Raw genomic sequence first — 15,323 nt, 5'->3', positions numbered from 1 at the left:
TTAATACGCATTTTTAGGCCTAATCAAGTCATAAAATATTCATATTTGATCTGTCAATTGCTAAATGGGGGGGGTGAATTACTGCTTTAAAGGCATTTGACAGGTTGCGAAATTCGCAGAAACTTCATATAATGCTAATGATCAAAAACCAAACAATCGATTTGAGGCTTTATTATGAATTTAGATAAAGACGAACCAAACAAAGAAATAGTTCCGCATCGTCATCATCACCATCACCACCACCATCATCATCACAGAGGGCGAAAGATTGCTAAGCGCGTCTTCTTCTCCATCTTAGGTGCATTGATCCTGGTTTTGGTGATTTTTGTTGGCCTTGCATGGCATAACCTGCACGTCACAACGTCCGAGATGTACAATTCGACGGGCGCTATTAGAAACCGGAATGCTTCCAAGGTATTGCGGCAGAAAAAGCCGGTTTCCATCTTACTATTGGGTACTGATACCGGGGCACTGGGCCGTTCCTATAAGGGACGGACCGACACGATCATGGTTATGACGATCAATCCACAAACTAACAAGACGACGATCGTTTCGATCCCACGTGATATGAAGGTGAACTTGCCTGATTATCCGCAGTATTCACCAGCTAAGATCAACGCGGCATATGCTTTTGGCGGCACGAAAGAAACCATCAATACCGTTCAGAAGTACTTCAATGTTCCAATTGATTACTACCTATTAGTAAATATGGGCGGCCTGGAAAAAGCCATCAACCATGTTGGTGGTGTCAACGTCACTTCACCGCTGACCTTCTCATACGGTGGCTACTCCTTTAAGAAGGGGCAGACCTATCACATGAATGGTAAGCAGGCGCTGGCATTCTCACGGATGCGTCACGAAGATCCGCAGGGTGACTACGGACGGCAGACGCGACAACGTTTAATCATTGCCAGCTTGTTAAAGAAGTCAATTTCTTACAAGACTGTCTTGAATCACCAGTTCATGTCTTCGATGGGCAGTTCCATGAAGACTGATATGAAGTTTTCTGATATGCGGGCGTTGGCCTTCAACTATCGGAAAGCCACGCGGAATGTTCAATCCGATCACGTTCAAGGTCATGGTGCCGAGATCGGTGGACAGGACTTCGAAGTTGTCAGCAACGGTGAGAAGACTCGCGTTACCCAGCTGCTGCACAATGAATTGAAGATTCCAAATAACACAACTAATTCAAATGATTAATTATTGAGGAGAAAACATGGAAAACACGATTGACTTACGAAGATTGATGTCACTCCTGCGCCAACACGTGTGGGGGATCGTCATCACTACTGTGGCTTGCGCAGTAGTAGCTTTACTGCTGGCTATGTTTGTGATTCCAGCACGCTACCAAGCTACGACACAAATCCTAGTTAACCAGCGGCACGCTAACAACATGCAGATTAATAACACACAGCAGGCCGACGTCCAAATGGTTAATACCTACAAGGATATCATCACCAACCCGGTGATCTTAAACGAAGCATCACGTAATTTACGCAACCCACGGACGATGGTGCGGCCTGCTAAGAAGGCCGTCTACCGTCGTGATTCTTTAGGCCGTCGTCACCTGGTGCGTGCTGCTAAGCCGGCAGTTTACAAAAACAATGGTCAATCTTACAAGGTGAGTGCTGATGAGCTGCAAGACCATTTGAAGGTTTCAACGCAGCAAAATTCACAAGTGTTTTCACTGACTGCCACGACTGGTGATCCGGAAGAATCCGCTGCCATTGCCAATGCAGTAGCTGGTGTCTTCAAGCGTAAGATTAAGACTATGATGACCATCAACAACGTTACTATTGTGTCACGCGCTTCTGCACCAAAGGGTAAATCATTCCCAAGCAATAAGCTCTTCTTCTTGGGTGGTGCAATCCTGGGCCTGATCATCAGCATTGCCTGGATCATCATCCGCGACATGCTCAATACGACAGTTCGGGATGTTGATTTCCTGACCAACGACTTAAACCTATCTAATCTTGGCCAGATTTCTCACTTTGAAATGAGTGCTGAACATTCTTACCAAAATGAACAACCAGAAGAACGGACGCGGGAAAATAACCCTTACCGCCGGATTTAGAAAGGAGTGAGCAGAATGTCATTATTTCATCGTAAACCAAAAGTTTCGACGGATTCTATGCGTAATGGGGTTCGTCTGATCGTTGCTGCCCACCCGAAGAGCCCGATTTCGGAACAGTTCCGAACTGTCCGGACTAACGTGGAATTTATGGCCGTTGATAAGGAAATGAAAACTTTGGCCTTCACTTCTTCTTCTATTTCTGAAGGGAAGTCAACGGTTGCTGCCAACACGGCAGTTGCCTGGGCCCAACAAGGTAAGAAAGTTGTCCTGGTTGATGCCGACATGCGGCGACCAACGGCTCATGCAACTTTCAATTTGAACAATACGATTGGACTATCTACGGTTTTGGCTAGCCGTCAACGTGAATTCGAATTGGGCGATGTTGTTCGGCCGAGCGGCATTGAAAACCTTGAAGTCATCACCTCTGGTCCAATTCCACCAAACCCTTCAGAATTGCTCAACTCTGGTCGCATGAATCAGCTGTTGAAAGTGCTGGAAAATCACTTTGACGTGGTTGTTGTCGACGCACCGCCGATGTTGCAGGTTACCGATGCCCAGATTCTGGCTGGCCGGGTCGATGGGGTGATTTTGGTCGTTCGCCAGGGGGTTGCCCAAAAGAATGCCGTTCGACGTTGTGTCCAGCTGATGAAGATGGCCAAAGCTAATCTGCTGGGCTTTGTGATGAACGATGTCAACAGTGGAGACGGCGCCTACGGCTATGGATACGGCTATGGCTATGGTTATGGATACGGCTATGGCGATGATGATGACTCAAACGGGAAGAAGTGAGCACGATGATGATTGACTTGCACTGCCATCTTTTACCAGGAGTGGACGATGGCTCAAAGAGTATGGACATTTCACTGGATTTGGCACGGCAAGCAGTCGCTAATGGTGTTACCCATTCCTTGCTCACGCCACACCATATGAATGGTCACTACATTAACCACAAGAAGGATGTTCTCAGGGAAACCAAGGAGTTTCAAGAGCAATTGAAAGCTCATGATATTCCTTTGACGGTTTTCCCAGGGCAAGAAGTACGGATCAATGGCCAATTGATTCATGCTTTGGATAACGATGACATTCTTTTTGCCGATGCGCGTGGCCGCTACTTGATGCTGGAATTTCCTGACAACGACGTTCCTCACTACACCATGCAGATGATTTTTAAGTTACAGGAGCGTGGCATCACGCCGGTGATCGTCCATCCAGAACGAAACACGATGATCATGCAGCGGCCGGAGTTGTTGTATCAGCTCTTAAGCAAGGGCTGCCTATCACAGATTACCGCTAGTTCCTACGTTGGGACCTTTGGTAAAAAGGTTGAACGCTTCAGTAAACAGATCATCGAGCATGGTCAAGGCTATGTCTTTGCATCTGATGCTCACCACTTACCGGGTCGCAAGTATGAGATGCGGCAGGCTTTCCAGAAGATGCGTCGAGAATATGGCGATCAGCTGGCAGACCGTTATCAAGCCAATGCACGCTTGATCATCAACGGTGATAACGTGCCAGCAAATCGGATTAGTAAGTTTAAGCGGAAGAAACGTTTTTGGTTTTTCTAAAATGTCAATATTAATGCTGACCTGATTTTTAACAAATTTTAAACAATTAGCAATTTTTTGCAATTATTGTGCCAATAAAATAAGGAGACTTAATATGTCAAATGTTTTAATTACCGGTGGAGCTGGTTTCATCGGTTCAAATCTTGCTCATAAGCTTGTTGCCAATGGTGATAATGTTACAATTGTTGATGATTTGTCGATGGGCAAACGGAAAAATATTGCTGATATTGATGTCACTTTTTACGAACATGATGTTTGTGACCACGGATTCATGCATAATTTGCTATCAAAAGGACGATTCGATTACATTTACTATTTAGCTGCCGTTGCCAGTGTGGCGGATTCAGTTGAACGCCCGATGGCAACTCACCAAATTAATCAAGAATCAGTGGTCGACACTCTCGACTATTTAAGAACTCAGCATTTACCACTCAAGAGATTCCTGTTTACATCTTCCGCTGCTGTTTATGGCAACTTGCCTGATTTTCCTAAAAAGGAAAGCTCACATGTCCAACCACTGACACCATACGCAATCGATAAATATTCATCTGAAAGATACACCATCGATTATGGTCAGTTGTATGATATGCCTACTGTGGCGGTCAGGTTCTTCAACGTTTATGGACCACGGCAGAATCCGGAATCGCCTTATTCTGGTGTTTTATCCATCATTACGGACTGTCTTAATAGCGGAAAGACTTTCTCGTTATATGGTGATGGCTCGCAAACTCGGGATTTTATTTACGTAGATGATGTTGTTAACGCACTTTTAACAATTGTTGATAAAGCACCTGAACCTGATGTCTATAACGTTGCTAATGGCATGGAGACTTCTTTAAGCGAGGTCATCAGAACCTATGAAAAAATCGCTCATTCTCAGTTAAAGATGGAGAAGAAAGATAGTCGAAATGGCGATATTAGTAAATCACGTGCTGATGTCACCAAACTCCAATCTTTAGGTTTTAAACCAAAATGGACATTAGAATCCGGCTTGAAGAATTATTGGAGCACTTATGGTGAATAAATAAAATAGGGGGGCTTAACATTAACATGCAAGAGGTTAATCAGTTAGCTAGTGATAGTAAAAATTATGAGTTTATGTCAATGATTGGCAAGCCAATTCCACAGTCAAAATTGATTGGCAAGCGTATTTGCGATATCATTTTTGGCACTATTTTCGGCATCATTAGTCTTCCAATTATTGCTGTTTTTGCTGTATTAATTAAACTGACATCACCTGGTCCAGTATTTTTCCATCAAGAGCGGGTTGGTTACATGGGGAAACCAATTCGGATTACGAAGCTGCGTTCAATGCGTAATGATGCAGAAAAAAAGACAGGTGCAGTTTGGGCCAAGAAGAATGATCCGCGGGTTACTCCAGTTGGCAAGTTTATGCGTAAAACACGAGTAGACGAATTACCACAATTCTGGAATATCATTAAGGGTGATATGAGCTTAGTTGGACCCCGCCCTGAACGTTTTGTATTAACGGAGCAGTTTTCTGCAAAATGGCATGATTTTCCAAAGCGTTTACGTATTATTCCTGGATTGACTGGTTACGCACAAATTCATGGTGGATATGATCTTAAGCCAAACGAAAAATGTAAGCTGGATAATTATTATATCGAACATTATTCAATGGCTTTTGATTTAAAAATTGCTATTGAAACTTTCCAAATTATTTTCACCGGTAATGGTGCTAGATAAAGGGTTGTTTAAATGAAAGATGGGTTAACGTGAAAGTAACAGTTATTGTTCCAGTATATAATCAGGAAAAATTTTTGCGTAAGTGTTTATACTCCTTGGTGAATCAAAACTTTTTAAAAGATGATTATGAGGTTTTAATTATTAACGATGGATCAACAGATGGTTCAGTGCAAATTTGCAATTATTTTGAAAATCAATACAGTAATTTTACTGTCTTTCATCAAAATAATAAGGGTTTGTTTGAAACTCGAAAGTTTGGACTCAGCAAGGCAAAGGGAGATTATATATGTTGGGTTGATGCTGATGATTATGTGGAACCTGATTTTTTAAAAATACTTTATAGGTTAGTAATTCAGCATAATAGTGACTTAGCTTATTGTGATTATAATTTCTTTCCACACAAGATTAAAACAAAAGAAAAATGGTTTAGAAAATATAATGGTAAAGTAGATGTAACATTTGTTGAACGTAATTCTCAACCGTGGAATAAAATGGTTAGCAAAGATCTTTTAGATAGATTGGATATTGGAAATCTATTTCTAAAATGTTTTGATGAAGCATATATAAAATGTTTGCTTGAAGCAAAAAACCCAGTTTACACTACAGATCATCTTTACAATTATCGTGTTGGCCAGGATTCAATGTCTTCGTCATATAAAAATGTTGAACATTATAAAAAGTTTATTCAATCTTCTAAATATTTGCGGTTTTCAATGGATTCATTATGTAAAAAAAGTAATTACTGGAAAAATTATTTTGATTTCAGAATAAAATATTATGTTTTGATAACAATGATTGTTGCAGCAAACTCAAATGATAAAAAAACATTCATTGAAATGAAGAAAAAACTTCATAATAATGAAAACCCATTATTTAAACCAATTTTAGAAAAGAATTTTGGATATGTTAAATATTTTTTCTTTAGCAGAATTCTTGATAAAAATTTTTATGTGTCTAAATTTATTACACATATAGTATTGTGAAAGGTTAATCATATGCGATATATGCTTGATGTAAATAATCCGCTTACCCATAATAGTGCTTCGAAAGCACGAACTGATTCTAAAATCATTTTACGCAATTTGGGTTTTAAAGAGCTAACTATTAATATCAACTTAAAGAGTAAAAGGAAAGAATTGTTTAGAGGCTTGAATATAATTCAAAAGCAACTTGCCGATTATTTGAATAGTATCAAACCCCATTCCTTGTTAGTTGTCCAGTACCCCTGGGATATTTTAGCTTTTCGTTTTTCCAAAATTATAAAAAAAATTACTGCCGCGAAATCAATTAAAACAATTCTTTTGATACATGATTTAAATAGTTTACGCAATGGGGATATCTTTACAAAGCTTTACTATAATTATTTTGTTCAAGAATACAGTTTTATCAATATGTTTGATTTCGTAATTGCCCACAACACATCAATGAAACACTATCTTATTTCGAAAGGTGTTAGTGAGAATAAAATATACTTACTTAATGTTTTTGATTATCTTATTAATGATAATAATACTTTAAACAGAGAAGATCCTAATTTCAGGAGAGTGCTTATAGCAGGGAATTTATCGAAGCATAAAGCTGGGTATATTTATAAATTAAAGAAGCTAACTATTAATAATTATAGCTTCATTTTATATGGTAATCATGTTTCTAAAGACTTAACAGATAATAGTCAAACGATTTTATATAAAGGTATGGTGCCAGCTGATAGATTGCCGTCTCTGTTAAATAATGGATTTGGGCTAGTTTGGGATGGCAGTAGTACGCAAACTTGTAACGGATCCTTTGGAAAATATCTCCAGTTTAATAATCCGTACAAGTTTTCATTATATTTGTCAAGTGGAATTCCAGTTGTTGTGTGGAGCAATTCAGCTATTGCAGGATTTGTAAAAGAAAACAAGTTAGGGCTTGTAATCTCTAGTTTAGATGAGCTTGACAAGATTTTTAACGATTTAACAGTTGAAGATTATCATATGTATATTAAACACGTTGATGTTATTAAAAATAAAGTCATTAACGGCTGGTATTTAACCAATGCTATAAATAAAATTGTTAAAAACATTAATGATTAAGGATAAATAATGAAGCCCAAAAAAGAAAATAATCAACCACTAGTTAGTATTGTCGTCTCTGTGTATAATGTTAGTGATTATTTAGAAGACTGTATAAAAAGTATTTTAAAACAGGTGTATAAAAACTTTGAATTACTTTTAGTAAATGATGGATCTCAGGATGATTCAGGTAAAATATGCCGTTATTTTTCAACAAAGGACTCCAGAATTAAAATTATTGAAAAAGTCAATAGTGGTTTGGCAGATGTTCGAAATGTTGGTATAAGGTATAGTTCTGGTACATATATAACCTTTGTTGATGGAGATGACTATGTGTCTCCTTTTTATCTTTCTCATTTAGTTGAACTAGCCCAAAAAAACAATTCCGAACTGGTTCAATGTAATTTATGTTTGAAGCCACAAGAACTTATTAAGGAATTTGATTTTAATGAAAAAGTTGATTTAAAAACATCTGAATCGGCTTTTAATGATATACTTCGTTTCGGACAATTTAAGACTTATGCATGTGGTAAATTGTATTCTTCTTCTTTGTTTGAAGGAATATTATATCCTTCAGGTAAATTAATGGAAGACAGTTTAACTACTTATAAACTTGCTTTACGTTCTAATAAAGTTGTTGTAACTGATGCGAAATTATACTACTACAGGCAAAGAACAGGAAGTATATTAAATTCTGACTTTAATAAAGACAAGTTGATTTTATTAGATGTGCCTAATGAAATTAAACGGTATGTTTCTAAACTCACATTACCTAATTTTATTGACAATTTACACTATTATCAACTAAGGATCAACATAAATTTATTAAATCAAATAATCTTATCTAGCAATAAAAATGATTATGATAAATATATTGACGAAATACTACTGAGAATAAAAAATATTAAAGTATCTCATATTGATATTAAATATTATTTGTTACAAAAGTGGATTATTTACAGCTTTAAGAGTTATACGTGCATATTTGTATTTATAGAAAAGTTAATTTAATTAATATTGGAGGGTGTATTAGCATGCCAAGAAAGCTTTTTTTACTTTTCTTAGCGATTATGGGAGCAAACAGAAGAACAAAATTCTTCAAATCGATCCATTATTTTCATAAGCAGGGTAAAAATTGTTATTTTCAGCCATTTAATTTTGGCACGGAACCATATTTAATCTCTTTTGGTGATAATGTAAAGGTTGCTTCTAATGTCCATTTTATTAATCATGACATTATACCCTTTGTTTTTAATGATATTAATCAATCTGAGTTACCGACAAGGGTTGGTAAAATTAATATTGGTGACAATGTATTTATTGGCTCAGAATCTACTATTCTTTATGATGTGAACATAGGCAACAATGTTGTTATTGGAAGTGGAAGTATTGTTACTAAAGATATTCCTGATAATTCTGTAGCAGTTGGTATACCATGTAGAGTAGTAGGTTCTTTCGACGACTGTAAAGACAAATATCTTAAGATAATTTCAAACTATACATGGAGTCAAAACGATAAGAATAAAAAGCAAAAGTAAATTGATTTTTTCTACTAAATTATTTAGACTTTATTTTATTGTAGTCATTTCTGTTATGGAGAAGAAGTATGGCTTTTACTACTGATAAATTGTACAAAAGAATTTTAACTTTCTTGATTGCCAGTGATGCTTGCGTAACAAATATTAATTATAATCATCTGTCAACTCTGACTCATTTGAGTTTCTTTATAGTTTTAGCGATTTTTTTTATTAGTTTGCTTTTTGATCTTTTTAAAACTTTTATTGTTTATGATTATATATATATCTGTTTTCTTTTTCTTTTAATATTTTTTACCAAGTCTTCTTTTGTGTTCAGTGCAGTCAGTTTTGCTTTGGCCTTAATGTATATATCTTTTAACAATGTTATATCCATATACACCATTGTCACTATTGTACAATTAATTGTTGGATTTATAACAGGAATCTCTGGAATAACTCCAATGCATGATAATTTAACAAATATTTTAACTTTTGGATTTATTAATGAGAATCCCTTTGCAATGTTGTTAACATATTTATCTGTATATTTATTAATTTCTTTTAATGGAAAATCATTTAGTCTTCACTGGCAGTGTAATAAAGTCTTCTTTTTACTATTTGTTATTTGTGTTAATGTTTTTTACTTCAAAGATTATACAGCTTTATTCTTTTTAATATTTCTTTTACTCGTATTCTATTTTAAGAAGATCATTACCAAATGGAAAATAGTTCAAATAATGATAGTAGTCTTGCCAATAATTACAGCTTGGTTCTCTTTTTGGGCTGCTTCTCACTATAGTTCTCTCTCATCAAATTGGTTAAATATGCTTGATAAGATTACATCTGGTAGATTAAACATATGGAGCTATTATTCAAGTCATTACACTCTTCAACTTTTTAGTAATTTAAAAATTGATGATCGAATATTTAATGGAACTTTAGATGGATCCTATATTTATATTGGTTTTGTTTATGGAATTTTTATATTGTCTGTAATAGTGTTAGGTTTAGTGTTTGCAAATTTCCGCTTGCTTAAAAATAAACAATTTTTGCTTCTTGCTTTTATGATATCTTTGGAGATTTCGGGATTTAGTGAGGCACTGTTAGTTAATATGCAAACAAATTTTGCAATTTCTTTTGCATTACTTGCTTTTTTTCCTTCTTGGATTCATTATGATGGTAATAATCATTAAAAAAACTAATTCGTAAAAAGTAGACTTATATATATTTATGAGAGGTAGTTTAATTAGAATTTTTTTGTTTTAATCTTTAGTCTGATTCGATTGTACATTTTTATAATGCCTTTTCTTAGTTGTATTATATTGTTAGTGTTTTTAACGATATTGTAATGTATTCGCTTTTTAATATTTTTGAAATGGAGAAAGTAATGATACCAAAAAGAATTTATTATGTATGGATTGGTGATAAGCCTTTAGGAAATGCTGAAAAGAACAACATAAAAAGCTGGAAGAAAAATAATCCTGATTTTGATATCATCAAAGTGGATGAAAAAAATTTTGATATAAATCGTTTTACATTTATCAAATGCGCATATGAAAGTAGAAATTGGGCATTTGCAAGCGACTTAATTAGATTAGTAGTTATATATCAAAATGGTGGGTTTTATTTTGATACAGATGCTAAACTGTTAAAGCCTCTTGATAGATTTTGTAAATATAAAAGTGTATGGGGAATGGAAGCTCCAGGTTTTGTAAATAGTGGTTTAATAATTGGAGCTTCAAAAAAAGATGATGATCTTTCAAATCTAATTGATATTTATAGTCAGATTAACTTTGACCCCAAAAATATATATGAATTTGTGACAACAGGCATTATTTCAAAATATTTTTGGTCCAAAGGATTAAAAAGGGCCAATAAGATGCAAATAATGCCAAATCGTTCTCGTATATTTCCTTCACAATATTTTGCGCCTTTTCATTGGTGGGGAGGAGGCCATATTTCAAAGGAAACTGTTGCAGTTCAGCAATTCACGAGCAATTGGGGTAATGAACCTCGTGATATTGGAAAAATGCGAAAATTTTCTCTGGATTTTTATTTTCACTGTCCTAGATTATGGATGAAATTGAGCAAAATAAAAAATTCTTTGTAATAATGCTAACATTTTTACTATTTACATTTCTTTAAAAAATAATGTAATGATGATGTTCTGCTTAATTTTTATAAATTAATTAGCTGGTGAATGCTATCTAGATTGATATGTTTATCATATTTTATTTTCCAATTTAATAAGAAATAATGTTCCTGCATCTTTCCATTTCAATGTATTTTATTTGGTGTCTTAATATCTTTTACAAAAAGCCCATAATATAAATGGTCTAATTAGGTATTCAGCTTTAAAAAATAATAAGTTTTCGATTTTAAGATTAACTGTTACAAGGTAACTATTAACTAATTAGTAATGAATTTCAATGCAAAATGGTTTGCCAAATTTTGATTGTTGATTTTAAATTGTTTGTCTTAATTATATAAGTGCTTTGATGAATGCGTATTTTGAACAACTTAGGTTGTGTTTATTTAAAGATTTCATTGTAAACAGTTTCGTAATTTCTTGCGAGCTAAGAAGTTATTTGGGCTCGCATTGGTCAGATGTTTCAAGAAAATGTCTTATGGTGTATGCTAGCTTAAACCCTTGGATGGCATTTAATTGATATATCAATTGATTTGAATTAATTTATCATCACTAATATCTTCAGTGAATTAGCCTTTTGGAATGAAGCTCCTTAAAGAGGCTGATTTAGTAATCCAATTGCTGTTACTTTTTATACTGACGACCATTAGTCGAGAAAGGTTCTAGACAAAGGTGGAAACTGACACATCTTTACGTTTGCCAGACACTTACGGTATTAGCTACAAAATAGCTAAAAGATTATATTTACAATTTTTACTTGTATTCCTTCAATTGATCAACAATGGTAAAAAAGTTCCACTGTGTTTTTTCAAGCAATGACCTCAGCTTTCTCCTTTATCTGTTAATTAGGTCAAATCACTTTCGATTTATCCAGTTGAAAGTGATTTGACAGTGACATGTATAATCTGTGCAGGAGAGATTTAGCAATTTTCAGCCTAGCTTCAATTATTTTTTATATTATAAGTTAAACTACATTTGAGCTCACGATCTTAACAGCCTGACCATGAAGCCTTTTGCCTTCGTAACTTAATAAGAGCCATCGGTACGGTACAATGCAATACATTGAAATTCATTGATAATATTTGTCGTGATGAAATAAGGATACTTGACTGTGTAATAAATAGAATGTGTTCATGGACCAAGATTCTGATGATAGTGCGATTGGCAAATGATAAATTGTAGTGCCTATAAGGGTTCTTCTTTTATTTTTTTAGATATCGCTACCCGTACAATATCCCTTAGAGTTGACACTTTAAATAATAAAAATCTAGGGGGTGTTTCATTTTACAAGCTATACAACATTGGAGAAGTTGGAATTACTCAATGATTATCAAGAGACAGATGTCCCTTTAATCGTCTTTGCCGATTATAAAGGCGTCCGTCCAGCTAATCTGTCTAATTGGATTCGACAGTTCCTTCTTTCAGGCCTTTTGAGTTATTACGTCCTAAACACAACCATAGATATTAGCTCCAGACCAAGTTAAAGGCAGTTGAAGCCTATCGTTCTGGAAAATATTCCAGACCCGAAATATTAAATCAATACAACATTCGTAACGCTTCTTAACTATCACAATGGATTATCCAGTACAATATGGGCAAACTAGATGTTGCTTACGCAACAAGAAAGCGAGTCCGAAAGATGGGAAGAAAAGTATCCTTTGACGAGAAGAAAGAGATAGTCCAATGGACACTCGATCACCAACGGAATTACCAGGCAGCTGCCGACAAATATAATGTAAGTTACCAACGGTTTTATTCGTGGGTCCACAAGTACTCTAACAGCCAAGACTGGCAGGCTTTAAGGGATAATCGTGGTCGAAATAAGGGCAAAGAAGCTAGCAGTGAAGTAGAGAGATTACGGCAGCGAGTACGAGAGCTAGAACGGGAAAAGCGCGAACGAGAGGTTGAGATAAATTTTGCAAAAAAATTAATCGAAATACACAATCGGGGGGGTGCAACGACCGGACGATATCAAGCGATTCAGGAAATGAGCAATGAAGGATATTCTATTACTGAGCTAGTAAAAGCTGCTGGAATAAGCCGTTAGGCTTATTACCAGTGGCAAAGCCGTCATCCGACACTTAAAGATCGAGAAGATGAGCAAATATTAACTTTAATTCAAGCAATTGAAACGGAAAATCAGCACTGTGTTGGCTATGATAAGATGACTAGACTAATTAATCGCTCTGATAGGTTCTCATTTAAGATCAATAAGAAGCGGGTTATCCGAATCATGAGAGAACATAGTATCAAGGCCGATTATCGTCAGCCTAAGCGAAAACGAGTTCAGGAACATCAAACCTATCAAGCAGAAAACATTCTTAACCGAAAATTTAAACGAACATCTGCCAGTGAGGTTTGGGTAACTGATACAACAGAGTTAGTTTATGGCGTCCAAAATAATAAGGTGCGGCTTCACGTCGTGTTAGATCTATATGGTCAATATCATTTAAGCTGGTTAATCACACCGACAGAAACAACAGATGGCGCGATTAAAGTCTTTCAAGCTGCTCAACGTCATGAAAGACGATTAGCTCCGCTGATCCATACGGATCGCGGCGCAGCATATACTGCCAAAGCTCTTAATCAATATCTGACCAGCAATGGCGCACAACATAGTTATTCAGCACCAGGAACACCAGCAGATAATGCCGTTATTGAACACTGGTGGGCAGATTTTAAAGCAATTTGAATGGCCCATCAGCCGAAGGCTCATAGCCTAGAAGAGTTAACCGACCAAGTTAAAGCAGGAGTTAAGTACTTTACCTGCCAATTTATCTCAGCAACCAGAAATGACCTCACCGCAACAGAATTTCGCTACGGCAAGGTCAGCTAATTTTTATTATTTAATGTGTAAACTTGACAGGGTACAGTACCACCATTAAAATAAAGCATTTTATATTTTTGTTGTGTACCAAATGCTTAACTTAAATCTTACAATATTACCATATTGTAAATATAAAATAATTATAGTTTTGCTTTTATGAATAGTAACTTTTGTCATAAAGAAATTAAAAAAGTATAATATTTAATTGAATCAATTACAATATTTTATTCATAATTTGCATTTACGTGAGGAAATATAAATGTATACTTTAAGAAAATATATTAATATTTTAATGAAAAAAGTCAGAATACCTATTGCTGCAAGACGATTGATTCTCAAATTAGGAATGCATGGTTCTAAGCCATTAAACGGCGATGACTGTTTGCTATCTCTTAAGAAGGTGAGTCCTTTTCCTGATGGAACTTCAATTCGTAGTACAGATATAATGAAGAGGGAAAAAATTTATGACTTAGCTGTTATTGTTCCTGTATACAATAATGCTAATCTGTTAATAAAATGTATTAAGTCATTATTAGATCAACAAACAAATTATTCGTATCAGATTATTGTTGTTGATGATGGATCCACGGATAATACAGAAACAATTCTAAAATATTTGAAAAAATTTGATTTGCATAAAAAACTTAAAATAATTAAACAAGAAAATAGAGGATTTTCTGGAGCTAGAAATAGAGGAATTAATGAATCATGTGCTAAATATATTTCTTTTGTTGATTCTGATGATTTTGTAAGTACAGGAAACTTTATTAATACTATGTTAATGGCTGCTTATAATACTAATGCAGATATAGTTGAGTGTAGTTACCTGTCATTCTCAGAGGATGCTAGTTATAAAGTTCCACATATTGAAACAAGTGGTTTGTTTGATAATCCCTTTAAAGTTTTGTATGGATATCCTTGGGGTAAGTTATATAAGAGTAGCTTGTTTGGTGATACGGAATTTCCAGAAGGTTTTTGGTATGAAGATACAATGGGAATGTATAGACTGTGGCCAAAAGCAAAAACAATAAAATTGATATCGCCAGTGCTCTATTATTATCGTATTAATCCAAATGGCATTACAGCGGCATCAATGGGGAAAACTAAGTCGCTAGATAGTCTATATGTTACTATACAATTGTTAAGAGATTGTAGGATATCGAAAGTTAAGCTGGATAATCGACTATATAATTTTACTTTAAAGCAGATGGCTACAAATTTTATTAGAATACTGCCTTTAACAAAGGATGTTCTTTTAAATGCTTTTTTTGTGATGGCAAATGTATTGGATGAATATTTTCCGTCATCATTTTTTAAAACAGATGATGTGGATTTAACAATTGTAGAATCATCATTAAGAAGCAGAGATTACAAAAAGTTTGTTGCTTATTGTTTATCATTATAATAAAAAATTGAGCATCAGTTATTTGCTA

Annotated in this window: 13 protein-coding genes and 2 pseudogenes; all 15 read left to right on the top strand. The window is 35.1% G+C overall.

Translation table 11 applies throughout. From position 1 onward, the window contains the following. Positions 1 to 174: 174 nt before the first annotated feature. The 15 genes and pseudogenes from AB3114_RS03410 to AB3114_RS03340 all read left to right on the top strand — a co-directional run bounded on the left by AB3114_RS03410 (position 175) and on the right by AB3114_RS03340 (position 15,295). Positions 175 to 1,200: an LCP family protein gene (locus tag AB3114_RS03410; protein ID WP_367341853.1), complete on the top strand. Its 1,026-nt coding sequence runs from the start codon at positions 175 to 177 to the stop codon at positions 1,198 to 1,200. A 16-nt stretch (positions 1,201 to 1,216) separates the two neighbouring features. Next, positions 1,217 to 2,074 carry a YveK family protein gene (locus AB3114_RS03405; protein ID WP_367341852.1) on the top strand — a complete coding sequence of 286 codons (858 nt, stop codon included), beginning with the start codon at positions 1,217 to 1,219 and terminating at the stop codon, positions 2,072 to 2,074. 15 nt (positions 2,075 to 2,089) lie between these two features. Then, complete coding sequence (locus AB3114_RS03400; RefSeq protein WP_367341851.1) at positions 2,090 to 2,863, top strand: CpsD/CapB family tyrosine-protein kinase; 774 nt, start codon at positions 2,090 to 2,092, stop codon at positions 2,861 to 2,863. Positions 2,864 to 2,868: 5 nt separating this feature from the next. Then, positions 2,869 to 3,639, top strand: coding sequence for a tyrosine-protein phosphatase (locus AB3114_RS03395; RefSeq protein WP_367341850.1), 771 nt, complete (start codon positions 2,869 to 2,871; stop codon positions 3,637 to 3,639). A gap of 94 nt (positions 3,640 to 3,733) precedes the next feature. After that, positions 3,734 to 4,663: an NAD-dependent epimerase/dehydratase family protein gene (locus AB3114_RS03390; RefSeq protein ID WP_367341849.1), complete on the top strand. Its 930-nt coding sequence runs from the start codon at positions 3,734 to 3,736 to the stop codon at positions 4,661 to 4,663. 26 nt (positions 4,664 to 4,689) lie between these two features. Then, the gene (locus AB3114_RS03385) at positions 4,690 to 5,346 is read left to right on the top strand and encodes a sugar transferase (RefSeq protein WP_367341848.1); all 657 of its coding nucleotides are present in this window, start codon (positions 4,690 to 4,692) and stop codon (positions 5,344 to 5,346) included. A 29-nt stretch (positions 5,347 to 5,375) separates the two neighbouring features. Continuing rightward, positions 5,376 to 6,329, top strand: a complete 954-nt coding sequence (locus tag AB3114_RS03380; RefSeq protein WP_367341847.1) for a glycosyltransferase family 2 protein — start codon at positions 5,376 to 5,378, stop codon at positions 6,327 to 6,329. Positions 6,330 to 6,350: 21 nt separating this feature from the next. Then, entirely contained in the window at positions 6,351 to 7,418 is a 1,068-nt protein-coding gene (locus AB3114_RS03375) for a hypothetical protein (RefSeq protein WP_367341846.1), read from the top strand. 9 nt (positions 7,419 to 7,427) lie between these two features. Next, positions 7,428 to 8,408 carry a glycosyltransferase family 2 protein gene (locus tag AB3114_RS03370; RefSeq protein WP_367341845.1) on the top strand — a complete coding sequence of 327 codons (981 nt, stop codon included), beginning with the start codon at positions 7,428 to 7,430 and terminating at the stop codon, positions 8,406 to 8,408. A gap of 23 nt (positions 8,409 to 8,431) precedes the next feature. Beyond that, positions 8,432 to 8,935 carry a DapH/DapD/GlmU-related protein gene (locus AB3114_RS03365; protein ID WP_367341844.1) on the top strand — a complete coding sequence of 168 codons (504 nt, stop codon included), beginning with the start codon at positions 8,432 to 8,434 and terminating at the stop codon, positions 8,933 to 8,935. Positions 8,936 to 9,003: 68 nt separating this feature from the next. Next, a complete protein-coding gene (locus AB3114_RS03360) occupies positions 9,004 to 10,107 on the top strand; it encodes a hypothetical protein (protein ID WP_367341843.1) in 1,104 nt (367 codons plus the stop codon). A 182-nt stretch (positions 10,108 to 10,289) separates the two neighbouring features. Next, complete coding sequence (locus tag AB3114_RS03355; RefSeq protein ID WP_367341842.1) at positions 10,290 to 11,024, top strand: glycosyltransferase family 32 protein; 735 nt, start codon at positions 10,290 to 10,292, stop codon at positions 11,022 to 11,024. 1,430 nt (positions 11,025 to 12,454) lie between these two features. Then, positions 12,455 to 13,054, top strand: a pseudogene (locus tag AB3114_RS03350) (helix-turn-helix domain-containing protein). Further along, positions 13,051 to 13,899 (top strand): annotated as a pseudogene (locus AB3114_RS03345) (IS3 family transposase). The pseudogenes AB3114_RS03350 and AB3114_RS03345 overlap by 4 nt, the downstream one beginning before the upstream one ends. 250 nt (positions 13,900 to 14,149) lie before the next feature. Continuing rightward, the gene (locus AB3114_RS03340; RefSeq protein WP_367341841.1) at positions 14,150 to 15,295 is read left to right on the top strand and encodes a glycosyltransferase family 2 protein; all 1,146 of its coding nucleotides are present in this window, start codon (positions 14,150 to 14,152) and stop codon (positions 15,293 to 15,295) included. Positions 15,296 to 15,323: the final 28 nt, after the last annotated feature.

This window comes from Limosilactobacillus sp., assembly GCF_040772465.1.
Taxonomy (GTDB): domain Bacteria; phylum Bacillota; class Bacilli; order Lactobacillales; family Lactobacillaceae; genus Limosilactobacillus.
The sequence above is the reverse complement of the archived record's forward strand: the minus strand, read 5'-3'. Positions and strand labels throughout refer to the sequence as shown.

What these genes read in the sequence shown, in the direction of transcription:
- AB3114_RS03410 (WP_367341853.1), top strand. Translation starts at nt 175, where the DNA reads ATGAATTTAGATAAAGACGAACCAAACAAAGAAATAGTTCCGCATCGT.
- AB3114_RS03405 (WP_367341852.1), top strand. Translation starts at nt 1,217, where the DNA reads ATGGAAAACACGATTGACTTACGAAGATTGATGTCACTCCTGCGCCAA.
- AB3114_RS03400 (WP_367341851.1), top strand. Translation starts at nt 2,090, where the DNA reads ATGTCATTATTTCATCGTAAACCAAAAGTTTCGACGGATTCTATGCGT.
- AB3114_RS03395 (WP_367341850.1), top strand. Translation starts at nt 2,869, where the DNA reads ATGATGATTGACTTGCACTGCCATCTTTTACCAGGAGTGGACGATGGC.
- AB3114_RS03390 (WP_367341849.1), top strand. Translation starts at nt 3,734, where the DNA reads ATGTCAAATGTTTTAATTACCGGTGGAGCTGGTTTCATCGGTTCAAAT.
- AB3114_RS03385 (WP_367341848.1), top strand. Translation starts at nt 4,690, where the DNA reads ATGCAAGAGGTTAATCAGTTAGCTAGTGATAGTAAAAATTATGAGTTT.
- AB3114_RS03375 (WP_367341846.1), top strand. Translation starts at nt 6,351, where the DNA reads ATGCTTGATGTAAATAATCCGCTTACCCATAATAGTGCTTCGAAAGCA.
- AB3114_RS03370 (WP_367341845.1), top strand. Translation starts at nt 7,428, where the DNA reads ATGAAGCCCAAAAAAGAAAATAATCAACCACTAGTTAGTATTGTCGTC.
- AB3114_RS03365 (WP_367341844.1), top strand. Translation starts at nt 8,432, where the DNA reads ATGCCAAGAAAGCTTTTTTTACTTTTCTTAGCGATTATGGGAGCAAAC.
- AB3114_RS03360 (WP_367341843.1), top strand. Translation starts at nt 9,004, where the DNA reads ATGGCTTTTACTACTGATAAATTGTACAAAAGAATTTTAACTTTCTTG.
- AB3114_RS03355 (WP_367341842.1), top strand. Translation starts at nt 10,290, where the DNA reads ATGGAGAAAGTAATGATACCAAAAAGAATTTATTATGTATGGATTGGT.
- AB3114_RS03340 (WP_367341841.1), top strand. Translation starts at nt 14,150, where the DNA reads ATGTATACTTTAAGAAAATATATTAATATTTTAATGAAAAAAGTCAGA.